Source organism: Streptomyces millisiae (genome assembly GCF_031845425.1).
GTDB lineage: Bacteria > Actinomycetota > Actinomycetes > Streptomycetales > Streptomycetaceae > Streptomyces > Streptomyces millisiae.
On record NZ_JAVREM010000002.1, the window covers coordinates 366,879 to 383,056 of the forward strand.

The following is a 16,178-nucleotide window of genomic DNA, read 5'->3' on the forward strand; positions in this document are numbered from 1 at the left end:
CCGCAGGACGGCTCTGGCTGGTCGCGCCGTGCCCCGTCCACCGCCTCGCTGGGCGCCGGTGAGGCTGCGCGGCGCTTGGGCAGCATCACCGTCGGAGACGGGTGGTTGATCGACCCCGCCGAGCCGGTGCGGTACGGCAACCACTCCTGCGAGCCCAACCTGTGGCACGTGGACGCCTTCACCCTGGTCGCCCGGCGCGACATCGCCGTCGGCGAGGAGCTGACCAGCGACTACGCCACCCACACCGGGGTCGACGGGTGGGCGATGGACTGCCGCTGCGGCAGCCGCCGCTGTCGCGGCCGGGTCACCGGCCGCGACTGGCGGCTGTCCGCGTTGCGCGCCGCCTACGGGCGGCACTGGATCCCTCCGCTGCTGGACCGGATCGACGCGAGCGGAGGGACCGGGTAGCCGGGATCAGCCGGCTACCGGGAGGGTGAGCGACCCGGTGCCGGCCTCGGCCGCGACCGGCTCCGCGTAGCCCTCGGGGCCCGCGATCTTGACCCGCCAGGCACCCGGCGCGCCCTCGGCCGTCACCGTGACGGTGTCCCCGTCCCGCCGGGTGCGGAACGTGGCCGGCGCGCCGCCGGGCGTCGGGACGGTGGTCACCGTCTCCACCCCGTCGGCCGGCGTGTGCACCCGCAGCGTGACCCCATCCGCCCACGCGTACTCGGGCGTCTCGTCCTCGGCGCCGAACGGGATCACCGAGCCCGGCCTGGCCAGCAGCGGCAGGCTGTCGAAGCCGAACCGCTCCCGCCGCCAGCCGGGGCCCGTGACCTGCTCGCCCGAGAGCAGGTGGGTCCACGTACCCGCCGGCACGTAGTACTCGACCGTCCCGTCCTCGGTGAAGATCGGCGCCACCAGGATGTCGCCGCCCAGCATGTACTGCCGGTCGAGCACGTGGCAGGACGGGTCGTCGGGGAACTCCAGCAGCATCGCCCGCATCACCGGCGTGCCCGCGTCCCGCGCCTGCTCCGCGGCCCGGTAGAGGTACGGCATCAGCCGGTGCTTGAGCCGGGTGAAGTCCCGGGTGACGGCCACCGCCTCCTCGTCGTAGTCCCACGGCACCCGGTAGGAGTTGCTGCCGTGCAGCCTGCTGTGCGAGGAGAGCAGCCCGAACTGGGCCCAGCGCTTGAAGATCGCCGGCGTCGGGGTGCCCTCGAAGCCGCCGATGTCGTGGCTCCAGAAGCCGAACCCCGACAGGCCGAGCGAGAGCCCGCCGCGCAGCGACTCGGCCATCGCGTCGAACGTCGACTCGCAGTCGCCGCCCCAGTGCACCGGGAACTGCTGCCCGCCGGCGGTCGCCGAGCGGGCGAACAGCACGGCCTCGCCCTCGCCGCGGGCCTCGGTGAGGACCCGGAAGACGGTCTCGTTGTAGAGCTGTGTGTAGTAGTTGTGCATCCGCTCCGGGTCCGAGCCGTCGTGCCAGACCACGTCGGTCGGCACCCGCTCACCGAAGTCGGTCTTGAAGCAGTCGACGCCCTGGCCGGCCAGCACCCGCAGCTTGCCGGCGAACCACTCGCGGGCGTCCGGGTTGGTGAAGTCGACCAGCGCCATGCCGGCCTGCCACATGTCCCACTGCCACACGTCGCCGTTGGCCCTGCGCACCAGGTAGCCGAGCCGCCTGGCCTCCGCGAACAGCGGGGACTTCTGCCCGATGTAGGGGTTGATCCACACCGAGACCCGCAGGCCCTGCTCCTTCAGCCGGGCCAGCATGCCCTCCGGGTCGGGGAAGACGGCCGGGTCCCAGGTGAAGTCGCACCACTGGTACTCGCGCATCCAGAAGCAGTCGAAGTGGAAGACGCTCAGCGGGATGTCGCGCTCCGCCATGCCGCGCACGAAGCGGGTGACCGTCTCCTCGTCGTAGTCCGTGGTGAAGGACGTCGACAGCCACAGGCCGAAGGACCAGGCCGGCGGCAGCGCCGGCCGGCCGGTCAGGGCCGTGTAGCGGTCGAGGATCTCCTTGGGCGTGGGGCCGTAGATCACCAGGTACTCGACCGACTGGCCCTCGACGCTGAACTGCACCTGGCCCACGGACTCCGAGCCGATCTCGTAGGAGACCAGGCCCGGGTGGTTCACGAAGACGCCGTAGCCGCGGTTGGTGAGGTAGAACGGCACGTTCTTGTAGGCCTGTTCGCTGGCCGTGCCGCCGTCCGCCTGCCAGACGTCCACGGTCTGGCCGTTCTTGGTGAACGGCGTGAACCGCTCACCGAGGCCGTACACCAGCTCGCCGACGCCCAACGACAGCTGGCCTATGGAGAAGTGCCGCCCGTCCGGGTCCGTGGCGAAGCCGGTGCCGCGCGACCCGGCCGAGGTCAGCACCCGGTCGTCGGCGACGAAGTCGAGCCGCCAGGGCTGGTCCGCGTCGACGCGCAGCGTCAACGGGCCGCTCGACAGCTCCAGGACCGAGCCGTCGGCCGAGGTCTTGCCGGAATGCCCGGGGTCCTCGGCCAGCGCGAACCGGGGCCCGTGGTCCTCCTCGCCGTCGTGGTGGACGGACCGCACGCCGATCACGCCCTCCGCCGGCGAGAAGCACTCCACGGTCAGCAGCGGGCTGTTGAGCGTCTGGCCGCGACGCTCCACCGTGCGCACCGCCGCGTACAGGGTGAGTCGGTCGTCCTCTGTCCGGGCGTCGGCGAGCTGCTTGGCCCAGGACGCCTGGACGCCCGCGCGCATCAGCCAGTAGCCGTCGGTGAACTTCAAGAGATCTCCTGCGTCTTGTGGTTGGCGATCATGTCCCGGTACCAGCGGTAGCTGTCCTTGGGCAGGCGTTCGAGGGTGTCGTAGTCGACCCGAACGATGCCGAAGCGCTTGTCGTAGCCGAAGGCCCACTCGAAGTTGTCCATCAGGGACCAGACGTAGTAGCCCTGCACCTCGACGCCCGCCTCGATGGCCGCGGCCAGCGCGTGCAGGTGGTCGCGCAGGTAGTCGACGCGGTCGGCGTCGTGCACCTGGCCGTCCGCCGCCACCTCGTCGGCCTCGGCCGAGCCGTTCTCGGTGATGACCAGCGGCGGCACCGTCGGGTAACGCTCGGTGAGCTCCGTCAGCAGCCGGGTGAACGTCTCCGGCACCACCGGCCAGCCCATCGTGGTGTGCCGGACGTCGTCCCGCCAGGTCTCCTCCACCCGGATGTCGACCGCGGTGCGGGTCGCCGGGTCGGGGTCGCGCAGCGGCACGTCCCGCACCGTGATCGGCCGGTAGTAGTTGATGCCGAGGAAGTCCAGCGGGGCGCCGATGATCTCCAGGTCACCGTCCAGGCGCCAGGAGCCGTCCGCCAGCTCGCCCCAGGTCTCCGCCTCGTGCTCCGGGTAGCGGCCGGCGAACAGCGGGTCGAGCCAGACCGCGTTGTGCAGGGTCTCGGCGCGCCGCACCGCGCCCAGGTCGGCCTCCGAACCACTCGCCGGCAGCAGCAGGTCGGGGTTGAGCACGATGCCGACCTCGTCGGCGCCGGCCGCGCGCAGCGCCCGCACCGCGAGTCCGTGCCCGACCAGCAGGTGGTGGGCGGCGGCCAGCGCGCCCCGGCCCTCGCGCGCGCCCGGCGCGTGCCGGCCGATCGCGTATCCGACGAACGCCGAGCAGAACGGCTCGTTGAGCGTCATCCAGCGCGTCACCCGGTCCCCGAGCCGGTCCACGACCAGCGCCGCGTACTCGGCGAACCGCTCCGCCGTCCCGCGCACCCGCCAGCCGCCCAGGTCCTCCAGGGCCTGCGGCAGGTCCCAGTGGTAGAGCGTGGCGGCGGGCGCTATCCCGGCGGCCAGCAGCTCGTCGACCAGCCGGTCGTAGAAGTCCAGCCCCTCCTCGTTGGCCTTGCCGGAACCGGTCGGCTGGATCCGCGGCCACGCCACCGAGAAGCGGTAGCTGTCCACGCCCAGGTCACGCAGCAGCGCCACGTCCTCCCGGTACCGGTGGTAGTGGTCGCAGGCCACGTCACCGGTGGCGCCGTTCGCGACCCGGCCGGGCTCCCGGCAGTACGTGTCCCAGATGGACGGGCCGCGGCCGCCCTCGTCGTGGCCGCCCTCGATCTGGTAGCTGGCGGTGGCCGCGCCGAAGTAGAAGCCGGGCGGGAACGTGGGGAACGACGAGGACTCGGAAGACGCGGACGCGGCGGGTCCGTTGGCAGTCATAAGCGATGGCGCCCTTGCTCTACTTGACGGAGCCGCCGGCGATCCCGGCGGCGATGTACTTCTGTGCGACGACCAGCAGTATCGCCGCGGGGATCGCGGACAGCACGGCGGTGGCCATCACCGCGCCCCAGTCGCTGACATGGGCGCCGATGAACTGATAGATGCCCAGCGTCACCGGGCGCACGTCGTCCGTGGTGTTCAACGTCAGCGCGAAGATGAAGTCCGCCCAGGCGAACAGGAACGCGAACAACCCCGAGGTGATCAGCGCGTTACGGCTCATCGGCAGCACGATGCGGACGAAGGCGGTGAACCGGTTGGCGCCGTCCACCATCGCGGCCTCCACCACCTCGGTCGGGATCGACACCATGAACGCGCGCAGCAGCACGATCGCGAACGGCAGGCCGAGCGAGGCGTCCGCCAGGATCAGGCCGAGGTAGGAGTTGACCAGGCCGAGCTCCGCGTAGGCGCTGTAGAGCGCGTTGGCCACCACGATGCCCGGCACCATCTGGGTGATCAGCGTGCCGAACACGATGCCGCGGCTGCCGCGCAGCCCGAACTGCGCCAGCCCGTAGGCCGCCGGCGCCGCCAGCGCCAGACAGACCGCCACCGCGCCGAGCGACACCACCAGGCTGGTCACCAGCGAACCGCCCTGACTGTCCAGCGCCGCCGAGAAGTTGTCGAAGCTGGGCGAGGACGGGATCAGGTCGGCCGAGGCGATGCTCGAGTGCGGCTGGAGCGAGGTGCTGAGCATCCAGTACACCGGGAACAGCATCACGGCCAGGATCAGCAGCGCGGCCGCCGTGTTCCAGGCGCGGCGCGCCCGCGCGCGGGCGGGAGTGCGATTCATCACTGGTCACTTCCCCTGCTGGTTGTCGCTGCGGTTGATCCGCAGGTAGAGCACCGCGAACACGGCGCTGATGAGAATGAGGACGTTGCCGACCACCGCGCCCTGGCCGAAGTCGAGCTGGAGGAACGACAGCTGGTAGGTGAGCGTGCCCAGCGTCTGGGTCGAGTCGGCCGGGCCGCCGCCGGTCAGCGCCAGGATCAGGTCGAGGATCTTGATCGTCGACATGAAGCCGAGCACCAGGACCACCGTCACCACCGGGCGCAGCATCGGCAGCGTGATCGAGCGGAACGTGCGCCACGGGCCCGCGCCGTCCAGCGACGCCGCCTCGTACAGCTCACGCGGGATCTCCTGCAGACCGCCGTAGAGGATCACCATGTTGAACGGGATGCCGATCCAGATGTTCACCAGGATCGCCGAGAGCAGCGCCACGCTCGGGCTGCTCAGCCACGGCACGCCGTCGCCCGACAGGCCGACGGTCTCCAGGAAGCTGTTCAGGATCCCGTGGTCCTCGTCCATGATCCGGCGCCAGACCACGGCCGAGACCACCATGGGCACCAGCCACGGCAGCAGCAGCACGGCCCGGATCACGCCGGAGAGGTGGAAGCGCCGCGAGAAGAACACCGCCAGGCCGAGACCGATGGTGAACTGGCCCACCAGCGAGCCCACGGTGAACAGGATCGTCTGCCACAGCGCGTCGCCGAACAGCTCGTTGTCGAAGACCTCGCGCCAGTTGTCCAGGCCGTTGAACGGCGACTCACCGGTGAAGTAGGTCGTCGGCGTGAACTCCTGGAAGCTCATCAGCACGTTGCGGACCAGCGGGTACCCGAAGAACGCCAGCAGGTACACCAGCGCGGGGGCCACGAACAGCCACTGGTAGAGGCGGCGGCGCCCGGCGCCCGAGCGCCGCGCGGGGGCGCGCTCCGGCGCCCGCTCCTCGGTGGGAAGCGACGTGATCGTCATGGCGTCCTCACTCTCCCGCCGCGGCCTGGCGCTGCGCGGCGTCCAGGGCCTGCTCGGGTGACGACCTGCCGGTCAGCACGGACTGGAAGGCGCCGGCCAGCGCGTCGCCGACCACCGGCCAGCGGGTGCCGACCTCGGCGGTCCGCGACCGCGCCGTGAGCACCAGGTCGGCGAACGGCGCCAGCTTCGGGTTCGCCTCGCGGTACGCCTGCGCGGCCTCGGCCCTGGTCGGCACGTTGTTCACGCGCTCGCCCCAGGCCAGCTGGTTCTCCTCCGAGTTGAGGCACTCCAGGACGCGGCCCGCGTTGCTGACGCGCTCCGGGGCGTCGTCGTTGCGCGGCACGGTCATCACGGTGCCGCCGATCGGGGGCACCGGGTCCCCGCCGGCCTGTGGCACCGGGATGCTGGCGACCGCCCAGTCGACGTCCGTCTGGCCGTCGAGCACCGGCACCTGCCAGGGGCCGTTGATCATCATCGCGGCACGGCCCGAGATGAACTGGTCGTTGACGTCCTGCTGGTTCCAGTTGACGACGGACCGCGAGGCCGAACCGGCGTCCACCAGGTCCTTCCACAGCTGGAGCGCGGGCACCCCGGCGCCGTCGTCCAGGTGCGCCTCGTCGCCGCCCGCCGACCAGAAGAACGGCAGGAACTGGTAGACGCCGTCGGCGTTGGGGCTGGCGCTGAACGCCATGCCGTAGGTGTCGCCCCGGGTGAGCGCGGCCGCGGTGGTCTGCAGCTCCTCCCAGGTGGTGGGCGGCTCCAGGCCGGCCTCGGCGAGCATGTCGACGTTGTAGATCAACGCCAGCGAGTTGACCGAGCGGGCCACCCCGTACTGGGTGCCGTCGAAGGAACCGAGCGAGTTGGCGCTCTCCGAGAACACCGAGGTGTCGACGCCGGCCTCGCCGATCGGCAGCAGCCCGCCGGTCTCGGCGAACTGCGGCACCTGCGAGCCGTCCAGCTCCAGGATGTCGGGGAGGGAGTCGGACGAGGCCATCCGCAGCGCCTTCGACGCGACCTGGTCGGCCGGCACGCTGATCTGCTCGACACGCAGGCCGAGCGGCTCGGCGCACCGGTCGAAGAAGTCCTGGTTGGCCTCGTGTTCCGCGGTGTCCGTTGCCGAGTTGAGCACGGTCACCGTGCCCGGGTCGGGTTCCGCGGCGCAGCCGGTGAGCCCGAACGCGACCATGGCACCCGCCAGGGTCAGCGCTGCGGCGGGCACCGGCGTGCGCCACGCTCTTGATCGTATGGAGCTCGATCGCATGGGCTTGGTGGTCTCCAATTCACGGCTCAGGGTGGATCAGCGGGAGGGGGACGGCTTGGCGACGACGGGGCCCGGGGCCATCCCCGGGGACATCAGCTCGTGGCGTGCGGGGCCCGGCTCCGCGTCGGCGCCGATCGCCCGGACGGCGAGCTGGACGACGGCGGTCGCCATCCTGCTCACCGGAAGGTCGATGCGGGGGAAGGCGAACAGCGCGTGCTCGTCGGGCAGGCTGCCCACCAGCACCACGGCCAGGTCCTCCGGCACCCGCAGGCCGAGCGCGGCGATCTCGTCGAGGATCAGGGGCAGCGGGATCAGGTGCTGGACCACCAGCGCGGTGGGCGCGGGACGGGCGCCGAGCACCTCGCGCAGCCGGGCCCGCAGCAGCTCGGGGTCGGCGGTCGACGGGTGCACGCGGACATCGGCCCCGGTCTCGACGGCCGCGCGCCGGGCGCCGTCCAGGCCGTGCATGGCGTACCCGCGGCGGGCGGAGATCTCGTGCTCGGCCGAGGCCCAGAAGACGACGTGCCGGTGGCCGGCGGCGACGCACTCCCGGACGGCGAGGGCGACCGCGGCCTCCCAGTCGAGGTCGACCCAGGGCACCTCGGTCTCGTCGCGCTCGTCGCCGTGGCCGAGGAGGGCGGTGGGGAAGCCGAACTCGCGCAGCGCGGCGATCCGGGGGTCGGCCTCGCGCACGGCCATCAGGACCGCGGCGTCGGCGAGACCGCTGCGGGCGATGCGGCGCAGCCCGTCGACGCCGTCCGGCTCGGTCATCATCAGCACGTCGTAGCCGTGGCCACGGGCCGCGTCGCTGATCTCGATGGCGAACCGGCCGTCCATCGCCCGGTACTTGCCCGGCTCCCGCGGCACGGCCAGCACCAGCACCTCGCTGCGGGCGCTGCGCAGCGTGCGCGCGCTGGCGCGCGGGTGGTAACCGAGCTCGGCGATGGCCTCGTGGACGGCCTTCGCCGTCTGCTCCGAGATCTTGCGGGAACCGCTGAGGACGTAACTCACGGTGCTCGGGGCAACCCCCGCGCGCTCCGCGACATCCTTGATCGTGGCCATTCCCGCTCCCTTGCGGCGATCTACGCTCGGTTGTCGAATCGATTCGTCGAATCGATTCGACCGTGTGGACGGGATGTTAAGCGGGGCTACGCGGCGCGGGCAAGAGTCCTGGCTCGGCAACTTTCCGTACGGCCTCCGCTGCGGACGGTGGACGTCACGAACCGATGGCTCCGGATCCGCCCGCCCGCCCGTGAGCGCCGCACGGGAGGACCCGTGGCCGGCGCCGGCGCGCCCGTGGTACACCGATAGCCCCGCACCAGCCGTCCCGGAGGTCCCATGCGCCGCCTCGCCGTCTTCCTCGCCTCGTCCGACGGGAACGACCCCGCGTACGCCGAACTGGCCGCCGGGGTGGGCGCGGAGCTGGCACGACGCGGGATCGGCGTCGTCTACGGCGGCGGCCGCAGAGGGCTGATGGGGGTGCTCGCGGACAGCGCGCTGGAGGCGGGCGGCGAGGTCATCGGTGTCATGCCACGCGGCATGGTCGAGCGGGAGTGGGCGCACGAGCAGGTGACGGAGCTGCTCCTGTGCGACTCGATGCACGAGCGCAAGGCGATCATGGCCCAGCACGCCGACGCCTTCGTCGCCCTCCCGGGCGGGCTCGGCACGCTGGAGGAGATCTTCGAGGTGTGGTCGTGGCGCCAACTGGGCTTCCACACCAAGCCCGTCGGCCTCCTCGACGCCGGAGGATTCTGGACGCCGCTGCTCGACGCGCTGCGCCGCATCGCCGACTCCGGCTTCCTCCCCACGGCCACCCTGGACGACCTCGCCGTCGCGCCCGAACTGCCGGGCCTGCTGGACGCCTTGGACCAGCGACTGCGCCGCGCCCCCCAGCCGGCCCGCGCCGGCCGACCGGCCCCCGACGGCGGCGGGACGGCGTGAGAACACGCCAACGCGTTATCGCCCCCGGTTCTGGCCTTCCCCGGCGGGGCGTGACGGTCGGCTGTCGCCGCCGCGTCATGGACGGCGATCGCCGGGGACGGCCCTGCTACGTTTGACCGATGGCATCGGTACGACAGTTCCAGGTCACCTTCGACTGCGCTGAGCCTGAGCGCGTCGCCCGTTTCTGGTGCGAGGTGTTGGGGTACGTCGTGCCGCCGCCACCGGAGGGGTTCGCCACGTGGGACGATGTCAACCGCTCACTGCCGCCTGGGGATCAGGGGGCGTGGTTCGCGTGCGTCGACCCCTCGGGTGTGGGCCCGCGACTGTTCTTCCAGCGTGTTCCCGAGGGCAAGGTCGTCAAGAACCGGGTGCATCTCGACGTCCGGGTCGGCACCGGACTCGTGGGTGAGGAGCGGCTGGCCGCGCTCGAGGCCGAATGCGCACGACTGGTCGCGCTCGGCGCGGTGCGAGTGCGACTGCTGCCTGCCGACGAGGACAACGAGTCGTGCCTGGTGATGCAGGACATCGAGGGCAACGAGTTCTGTCTCGACTGAGTGTGCTCCACGTCCGCGAGGTGGCACGTCCGTAGACCAGCAACCCGAGCACGAATGCCCATGCCCGGCGCCGTGGTCCCACCCCCGTCGAGTCTGACCATCAGCCGAGGTAGTTCGCGCGCCCCTCGTCGTCGAGCTCGAACGGGCCCTCGGGCTAAGGGTTGTCCCGCAACTGATCTTGGTCTGAAGGTGGTTGGTCAGGACTGGATCCTGGGGACTACTGGGCGCTCCGCCACCACGGTCGCGTCGTCCTCCTGGACTGCTCGGTTTGAAGGCGGCCAAGGATACGACGGGTTGCGGGCGGATCCGCCTGGGGAAATGAGCGACGGGGTCCCCCTGGTACGCGGTACGGTGCGTTGATGTCAGAGATCAGGACGTTCCAGGTCACCTTCGACTGCGCGGAGCCCGAGCGCCTCGCCCGCTTCTGGTGCGAGGTGCTGGGCTACGTCGTACCGCCGCCACCCGCGGGGTTCGCCACCTGGGATGATTTCAAGCGTTCGCAGTCTCCTGAGGAGCGGGATGCGTGGTTCGCCTGCGTCGACCCCTCGGGTGTGGGCCCGCGACTGTACTTCCAGCGCGTCCCCGAGGGCAAGGCTGTCAAGAACCGGGTGCATCTCGATGTGCGGGTCGGCACGGGACTCGTGGGTGAGGAACGCCTTGCCGCACTCGAGGCCGAATGCGAACGGCTGATCCCGCTCGGCGCGGTCCACGTGCAAACGCTGTACGACGGCAACGACTCGTGCATCCCGATGCTGGACATCGAGGGCAACGAGTTCTGTATCGACTGAACACCCTTTGACGGGGAGGCGGGGAGCCACCTCCCTTGGGCCTCTCTGGTCTCGTATAGGGCGGGAGTTACCCCGCGAGGGCGAGGTTGTACAGCCGGGCGATGCCGAGCATGGCGGTGTGAACGTCGTCGCCTTTCAGGCGGCAGTCACGAGGGATCTTCCATGCCTTCATCCGCGCGAAGACGTGCTCGACGCGGGCCCGGACCGTGCGGTGGGAGGTGTTGTGCTCCTCTTTCCAAGCTGGCAGTTCGGTCTGGCCGCATTCACGGCGGTGCGGAATGAGCAGGCGGGTTCTCCGATAGCCACCGTCTGCGCTGACCGTGGCCCGGCCGACGGCGGCCTTCGCACCGGAAGGTTCCCACGCCTTGCAGTCGTTGCGGTGGCCGGGCAGCGGCCGGCCGACGGCGACGACGAGCCGGGTGTCGGCGTCGATGACGACCTGGCGGTTGGTCGATTGCCGGTAGTTCTTCGACTGCTCGGCGATGCTGTGGTCGCGGGTTGGCACCAGGGTTCCGTCCACGATCAGCACGGAGTCCTTACGGAACCGCTTGCGCTGTTGCAGGGCCAGTGAGCCTTTTCCAACCTCAGGCTGCGGGGTCCAGGCGAAGGGTGAGGATGGCTTTGACGAGGTTGGTTATGCGGGTCGCACCGCATCGCAGCTTTCGCAGGAGCCGCCAGGACTTGAGTCGGGCGACGGCTCGTTCGCCCAGGGCTCGGATCTTCGCGTGAGAGCGGTTGTGGGCCTGCTGTCCCGCTGACAGCTTCTCCCAGCGTCCCCAGTAGGGGACGCGGACGGTGCCTCCAGCACCCCGGTATGCCTTGTCGGCCCAGCAGGGCAGGTCCACGCTGGTCAGCGCGTCGATGATGCCGTGCGTACGGGCGGCGCGGATGTCGTGGACCGCTCCGGGCAGGGCGGGCGAGGCCCACAACAGGCGTCCGAACGGATCGGCGAGGACTTGGACGTTCATGCCGTGCCGGTGGTGCTTGCCGGAGTAGTAGGGGCGGTCGGCGGCGATCCGGTCGATCGGCAGCAACGTCCCGTCCAGGATCACGAACGCCTTGCAGGCTGCGGAGCGGGCCACTGTGGTGATGTCAGGTGCGAGGGCCGCGAGTACGTCGACCGCCTCGGTGACCGGTACGCGGTGGTGATGCCGACACCGAACCCGGCGGCGAGCTGCGCGTAGGTGTGCCCGCACCGCAGATGGGCCAGGACCAGCAGGGCTTGCCTGCCGGGAGGCGGCGCCACGTCCCACGCTCCGGACGTCGGGCGGCCAGCAGGCCGGACAGGCGACGAAGAGTCGAACTGGACAGATCGATCCCCGATGGGTAGACAAGCACATGAAGCTCCGCGCGGACAGGTTAATCTTGGTCGACAACCCGTCTACCAGGAGCTTCACCCATCTCCGCACCCAGCCCTCACCCTCAACGTCAGCTGCCACGAGGCAGGTTGGAAAGGCTCATTGAGTCGTACGGCGGCGGTGATGACGGATCACCAAGGAGAAGGCCAGGGCCAGCAGTACCAGCCAGATGAAGACCTCCAGCGATCCCGCGGTGACTCCGACCAGAAGGAGCAGTGCGACGAACGCGATGAGTACAGCGACGAGTTGCAGCATGAGCCAACCCATGTCAGACCCGTCCCTTCGAATTGATCCTCGTACGTGATCGGACCATACAGCTGCCACATGGCCACAGTCAGGATGCGGTGATCAAGTGGCCGCAATCAGCTGCCTGTTGAGTCGAAAGACGACCGGTTCCAGGGCCCGTCGCCGTACGACTTGAGCCGGCACACGCCATACCCCGCGCTATGCCCTCCTCACCCTTCACCTGACCGGCCCAGGCTGAGGATGGAAAATACTCTGTCATGGATCGCTGACTACCTAGACACCGACTTGGCGGTGATCGCCTAGGACCTCGGCTTTCCCTTTCGGCCTAGCTGGCGAACGCACAGAGTTGATGGAGGCCGCTAGTCCATTGCCGCCTGGAGGAGAGTGTGACGTGGATGATAGGCCGCTGGCATGAGGGTGTAGCGGCGGTGCCGCTCTCGTCGGCGAACTGCTGGAGACCCAGATCTCACGAGAGCACCAAACCAAGCCAGCCACCGGCCCGGCGTCGGCCTCCGTCACGCACTCAGCCGCAGCGGCATCCGCCGGAAAACCGCTCGGCGGAACACAACGCCACACGGCACAGTGATCCCATGAACGAGCGAGGGCTGGATCACGACGGGACGATCGCACGCGAAGGTGATCCGGATCGCGTGTCGGCAGCGTTCGCCCCCGTCGTCGAAGCCCTCCGCTTTCACCTCACCGAGACGTTCGGCAACGCCCGGCTGCACAGCGCCTACCTCTACGGCAGCATCCCCCGCGGCACCGCCATCCCCGGGATCTCCGACCTCGACGTCCTGCTCGCCCTCCACGACGAGCCCACTGACGCCGACCGGGCCGACGCCAAGGCCATCGAGGCGGCACTCGATGACGCCTTCCACCAAATCGACGGGGCGGGAATCGGGCTGTTGAGCACACGAACGGTGCTGAGCGACCTCGAACGTCATGACCTGGGCTTCATGGTCGCCTGCCTCTGCACGCCGCTGTTCGGAGAGGACCTGGCGGAATACCTGCCCCGCTACCGCCCGACGGCCCTGCTCGCTCGTGAGACAAACGGCGACCTCGCCCTCGTGCTACCGCACTGGCGCACCCGAGCCGCCGCAGCCGCCACGGATGCCGAGCGCAAAACCCTCAACCGAGGCGTTGGACGCAAGCTCGTCCGTTCCGGGTTCACGCTGATCATGCCCCGCTGGGGCGGCTGGACCAGCGACCTCAGCGAGGCAGCCGAACTCTTCGGCCGCTACTACTCCCAGCGCGCTGAGCAGATGCACACAGCCGCAGCCACCGCCCGCACCCCCTCGGTCGATCCGGCAGTGCTCAGCATGCTCGTCGAAGACCTGGGCCCGTGGCTCGCAGCCGAATACACGGCCGTCCATGGCGAGAAGACGCCCCGCCCATGAACGGGGACTCTACGCAGCGAATCCGCAAGATAGAGCTGCACGCTTTCCACGGCAGTGACAACCGCATCTTTGCGGACCCCAGCTCACCGCTTCTGTGGATTCGCGAAGATCACTTGCGCAGGACAACCAGTCCGGCCAGGACGCCCGTTCGGTGTTCGGCTGACGATAGCGCTGAGCACAATCGCCGCGTGCCTGGAGATCACCCCCTACAGCGTGTTGCGGTGGGCGAAGGCTGAGAAGCTGTGTCTGAACCTCACGCGCCGTGGCTTGCGATGCGGCGACGGGAGGCACTCGTTGGTGTGCTTGACAACTCGTGCTCGTCGCCGGTCTCACTGGTGTCACTAAGCTGCAGCAGCTTGTGCCGGGTAAGGCATCGGGGCATCAGAGCAATCGCTGCCCAGAGGAAGTCTCCCCTCCTGGGAGGCGAGGCGAGGCAGACCTGGCTCGGGACCCCTCCCGACCCGGCGGTGATATTAGATGGGCATGAACAGGAGCGATTCAGATGGACCCGAGGATTCGCAGGCAGGTTCAGGCTCGGCTGATCAGCCGTATATACCTCAATCCGGGTCCATGTGGTTACGGAAGAGAGCCGTCTTACTCACAGGCGCCGTGGCGCTGATATCCGTTGCGGTGGCCGCCGTTGTGATCTTCCTGGGAGAGGAGGAGAACAGCCCGCAAGCAGCGGCTCAGCGGTTGGTCGACACCATGAACGACCCGGATGCCTCCAACGAGGACATCTTCGCCAATGCGTGCGAGGAGGAGAGGCGCCGATACAGCGAGCCGGACGGATCGCTGCGCGAGGCCACCGGTCCGCGGATGGTGGGCGCGGTTGAGCTGATACTTGACGAGGTCGAGCAGATCAGCGATACGAGGGCGATCGCCACAATGCATCTTGAGGTATATCCGGACAACGAGCTGCGGTTCTTCGTGGTCAAGGAGGACGGCGAATGGAGGGACTGCGGATCGGCTGACGAGTAACCGCGGCGGAACGGCACTTGCGCTCAGGCAGCTTGGGTCAGCTGGAGTGGCGGGGTAGTCGACCGGGCGGGGCGTCTCCGGGTGAGGCGGCGGGTCAGCTGGATGCTGGCCATGCCCCGGCGGTCCTGGCCTTCGAGCTGGCGAACCGCGCTTACTTCGCTGCCTCGATCTCCGACCGGGGCGACGAGTTCTACGAGCAGTTCGCCGACCGGCACAGCGCCATGCTGGCCGAGCAAGAGGCCGGCGGCTGCGCCTTCTATGTGCTGGTTGCCACGGACAGCTCGATTCTGGGCCGGTTCAACCTGTACGACTTCAAGGACGGAACTGCCAACCTCGGCTACTGGGTCGCGCAACACGTCGCCGGCAGCGGCGTTGCGACCGCGACCGTCCGGGAGTTGTGCCAGCTTGCGGCCGCACGGCACGGGCTGCACACACTGCGCGCAGCCACCTCCCACGCTAATGCCGCGTCCCAGAGGGTGCTGACCAAGGCCGGGTTCATCCCGGTGGGCCCGGCAGCCCCGGCCGACCTCGGCGGTAAGCAGGGCACCTGGTATCAGCGCGACCTGGCACTCCAGCTGTAGACCGCGATCTTGCCGGTGGACCGGCTGATGAGGATCTCTGAAAATGGCCGGCGATGCTCTGCGCTGCCCAGACCGTTGCCTCCGTCAACTGGGGCCGATTCGCCCGCCAGTGAACGGTTCGGGGCGACTCGGCTCCGTCAGGGGCGCCTTCGGCGTCGTAAGCGACGGGCCGCGGCCGTCCTGGACAGCTCGTCCCGGTCCAGGTCCCGCGGGTGGTGCTTGAGGACGGGACGCTTCAGGGCAGCGCCAAGCTGTTGTCGAGGGTCAGGCCGCTGAGCTTTTCGGGGTTGACCTGGAAGCGGAGGTTTTGGATGCGGCCGTCGAGGAGGTCGAACGAGAGGGCGCCGATTGTCTGTCCGTCCAGGGTGGCCAGGACGCCGAGCTCGCCGTTGATGATGGCTGGCTCCATGGTCAGGGCGGCCAGTTCGGGCTTGGCCAGGAAACCCACGATCCAGCGCGCGACGTGGTCGGTGCCGTGGAGCGGGCGGCGGGCGGCGGTGACCTTGCCGCCGCCGTCGGACCAAGCGGTGACCTCGGGGGCGAGCAGCTCCATGACGGCGTTCAGGTCGCCCCCCGCGCAGGCCTCCATGAACCGGGCGGTGACCTGCCGGCGCTGGGTCTGGTCGGCGTCGAAGCGGGGGCGGCGCGCCTGGACGTGCTCGCGAGCGCGGTGGGCGATCTGGCGGACTGTCGGCTCGGGACGTTCGAGGGTCTCGGCGATGTCGGCGTGCGAGTAGCCGAAGACCTCGCGGAGCAGGAAGACGGCGCGTTCGACGGGGCTGAGGGTTTCCAGGACGACCATCATCGCGGTGGAGACGCTGTCGGCCAATTCGGTCTCCGCGGCGATGTCGGGGGAGGTCAGCAGGGGCTCGGGGAGCCACGGACCGACGTAGGTTTCGCGGGTTGCCCGTGCGGAGGTGAGGCGGTTCAACGAGAGGTTGGTGACCGTGCGCACCAGGTAGGCCTTGGGGTGACGGATCGCGCCGTGGTCTGCGGTGCTCCAGCTCAGCCAGGTGTCCTGGAGGACGTCCTCGGCGTCGGTGACGCTGCCCAGCATGCGGTAGGCGGTGGCGAACAGTAGCCTGCGGTGTTCGATGTACGGGTCCTGTTCGTCCCTCGCGTCGACCATCGGCTCATGCTGCCAGC

General features: G+C 69.7%; 15 protein-coding genes and 2 pseudogenes. 7 read left to right on the forward strand and 10 right to left on the reverse strand.

The features are described from left to right. The first annotated feature begins 75 nt into the window (after positions 1 to 75). Complete coding sequence (locus RNC47_RS03830; protein WP_311595469.1) at positions 76 to 408, forward strand: SET domain-containing protein; 333 nt, start codon at positions 76 to 78, stop codon at positions 406 to 408. A gap of 6 nt (positions 409 to 414) precedes the next feature. Here RNC47_RS03830 and yicI read toward each other — a convergent pair whose 3' ends face one another. The 6 genes from yicI to RNC47_RS03860 are packed head-to-tail and all read right to left on the reverse strand — an operon-like array spanning position 415 to position 8,251. Further along, positions 415 to 2,700: an alpha-xylosidase gene (yicI, locus tag RNC47_RS03835; RefSeq protein ID WP_311595471.1), complete on the reverse strand. Its 2,286-nt coding sequence runs from the start codon at positions 2,698 to 2,700 to the stop codon at positions 415 to 417. Beyond that, a complete protein-coding gene (locus tag RNC47_RS03840; RefSeq protein ID WP_311595473.1) occupies positions 2,697 to 4,121 on the reverse strand; it encodes a GH1 family beta-glucosidase in 1,425 nt (474 codons plus the stop codon). Before RNC47_RS03840 ends, yicI begins: the two co-directional genes overlap by 4 nt. 19 nt (positions 4,122 to 4,140) lie before the next feature. Further along, positions 4,141 to 4,968, reverse strand: a complete 828-nt coding sequence (locus tag RNC47_RS03845) for a carbohydrate ABC transporter permease (RefSeq protein ID WP_311595475.1) — start codon at positions 4,966 to 4,968, stop codon at positions 4,141 to 4,143. 6 nt (positions 4,969 to 4,974) lie between these two features. After that, the gene (locus RNC47_RS03850) at positions 4,975 to 5,928 is read right to left on the reverse strand and encodes a carbohydrate ABC transporter permease (RefSeq protein WP_311595477.1); all 954 of its coding nucleotides are present in this window, start codon (positions 5,926 to 5,928) and stop codon (positions 4,975 to 4,977) included. 7 nt (positions 5,929 to 5,935) lie between these two features. Next, positions 5,936 to 7,189 carry a sugar ABC transporter substrate-binding protein gene (locus tag RNC47_RS03855; RefSeq protein ID WP_311595480.1) on the reverse strand — a complete coding sequence of 418 codons (1,254 nt, stop codon included), beginning with the start codon at positions 7,187 to 7,189 and terminating at the stop codon, positions 5,936 to 5,938. Positions 7,190 to 7,225: 36 nt separating this feature from the next. Next, positions 7,226 to 8,251 carry a LacI family DNA-binding transcriptional regulator gene (locus RNC47_RS03860; protein ID WP_311595483.1) on the reverse strand — a complete coding sequence of 342 codons (1,026 nt, stop codon included), beginning with the start codon at positions 8,249 to 8,251 and terminating at the stop codon, positions 7,226 to 7,228. A 276-nt stretch (positions 8,252 to 8,527) separates the two neighbouring features. Here RNC47_RS03860 and RNC47_RS03865 point away from each other — a divergent pair, with 276 nt between their 5' ends. The 3 genes from RNC47_RS03865 to RNC47_RS03875 all read left to right on the forward strand — a co-directional run bounded on the left by RNC47_RS03865 (position 8,528) and on the right by RNC47_RS03875 (position 10,472). Beyond that, positions 8,528 to 9,130: an LOG family protein gene (locus RNC47_RS03865; protein WP_311595485.1), complete on the forward strand. Its 603-nt coding sequence runs from the start codon at positions 8,528 to 8,530 to the stop codon at positions 9,128 to 9,130. Positions 9,131 to 9,249: 119 nt separating this feature from the next. Further along, positions 9,250 to 9,684 carry a VOC family protein gene (locus RNC47_RS03870; RefSeq protein WP_311595487.1) on the forward strand — a complete coding sequence of 145 codons (435 nt, stop codon included), beginning with the start codon at positions 9,250 to 9,252 and terminating at the stop codon, positions 9,682 to 9,684. 359 nt (positions 9,685 to 10,043) lie between these two features. Beyond that, complete coding sequence (locus RNC47_RS03875; protein WP_311595488.1) at positions 10,044 to 10,472, forward strand: VOC family protein; 429 nt, start codon at positions 10,044 to 10,046, stop codon at positions 10,470 to 10,472. 67 nt (positions 10,473 to 10,539) lie between these two features. Here RNC47_RS03875 and RNC47_RS03880 read toward each other — a convergent pair. The 3 genes and pseudogenes from RNC47_RS03880 to RNC47_RS03890 all read right to left on the reverse strand — a co-directional run. Beyond that, a pseudogene (locus RNC47_RS03880) lies at positions 10,540 to 11,040 on the reverse strand (transposase); the annotation flags it as partial. 16 nt (positions 11,041 to 11,056) lie between these two features. Next, positions 11,057 to 11,810 (reverse strand): annotated as a pseudogene (locus tag RNC47_RS03885) (transposase family protein). A gap of 119 nt (positions 11,811 to 11,929) precedes the next feature. Beyond that, positions 11,930 to 12,085: a hypothetical protein gene (locus RNC47_RS03890; RefSeq protein WP_311595490.1), complete on the reverse strand. Its 156-nt coding sequence runs from the start codon at positions 12,083 to 12,085 to the stop codon at positions 11,930 to 11,932. A 581-nt stretch (positions 12,086 to 12,666) separates the two neighbouring features. On the opposite strand from RNC47_RS03890, the gene RNC47_RS03895 reads away from it, so the two are divergent. The 3 genes from RNC47_RS03895 to RNC47_RS03905 all read left to right on the forward strand — a co-directional run bounded on the left by RNC47_RS03895 (position 12,667) and on the right by RNC47_RS03905 (position 15,032). Then, positions 12,667 to 13,473 carry a nucleotidyltransferase domain-containing protein gene (locus tag RNC47_RS03895; protein WP_311595491.1) on the forward strand — a complete coding sequence of 269 codons (807 nt, stop codon included), beginning with the start codon at positions 12,667 to 12,669 and terminating at the stop codon, positions 13,471 to 13,473. 609 nt (positions 13,474 to 14,082) lie between these two features. Continuing rightward, positions 14,083 to 14,451, forward strand: a complete 369-nt coding sequence (locus RNC47_RS03900; RefSeq protein WP_311595492.1) for a hypothetical protein — start codon at positions 14,083 to 14,085, stop codon at positions 14,449 to 14,451. A gap of 41 nt (positions 14,452 to 14,492) precedes the next feature. Next, positions 14,493 to 15,032, forward strand: a complete 540-nt coding sequence (locus tag RNC47_RS03905; RefSeq protein ID WP_311595607.1) for a GNAT family N-acetyltransferase — start codon at positions 14,493 to 14,495, stop codon at positions 15,030 to 15,032. Between the two features lie 235 nt (positions 15,033 to 15,267). On the opposite strand, the gene RNC47_RS03910 is transcribed toward RNC47_RS03905, so the two are convergent. After that, entirely contained in the window at positions 15,268 to 16,161 is an 894-nt protein-coding gene (locus RNC47_RS03910) for an RNA polymerase sigma-70 factor (protein ID WP_311595494.1), read from the reverse strand. Positions 16,162 to 16,178 lie beyond the last annotated feature (17 nt).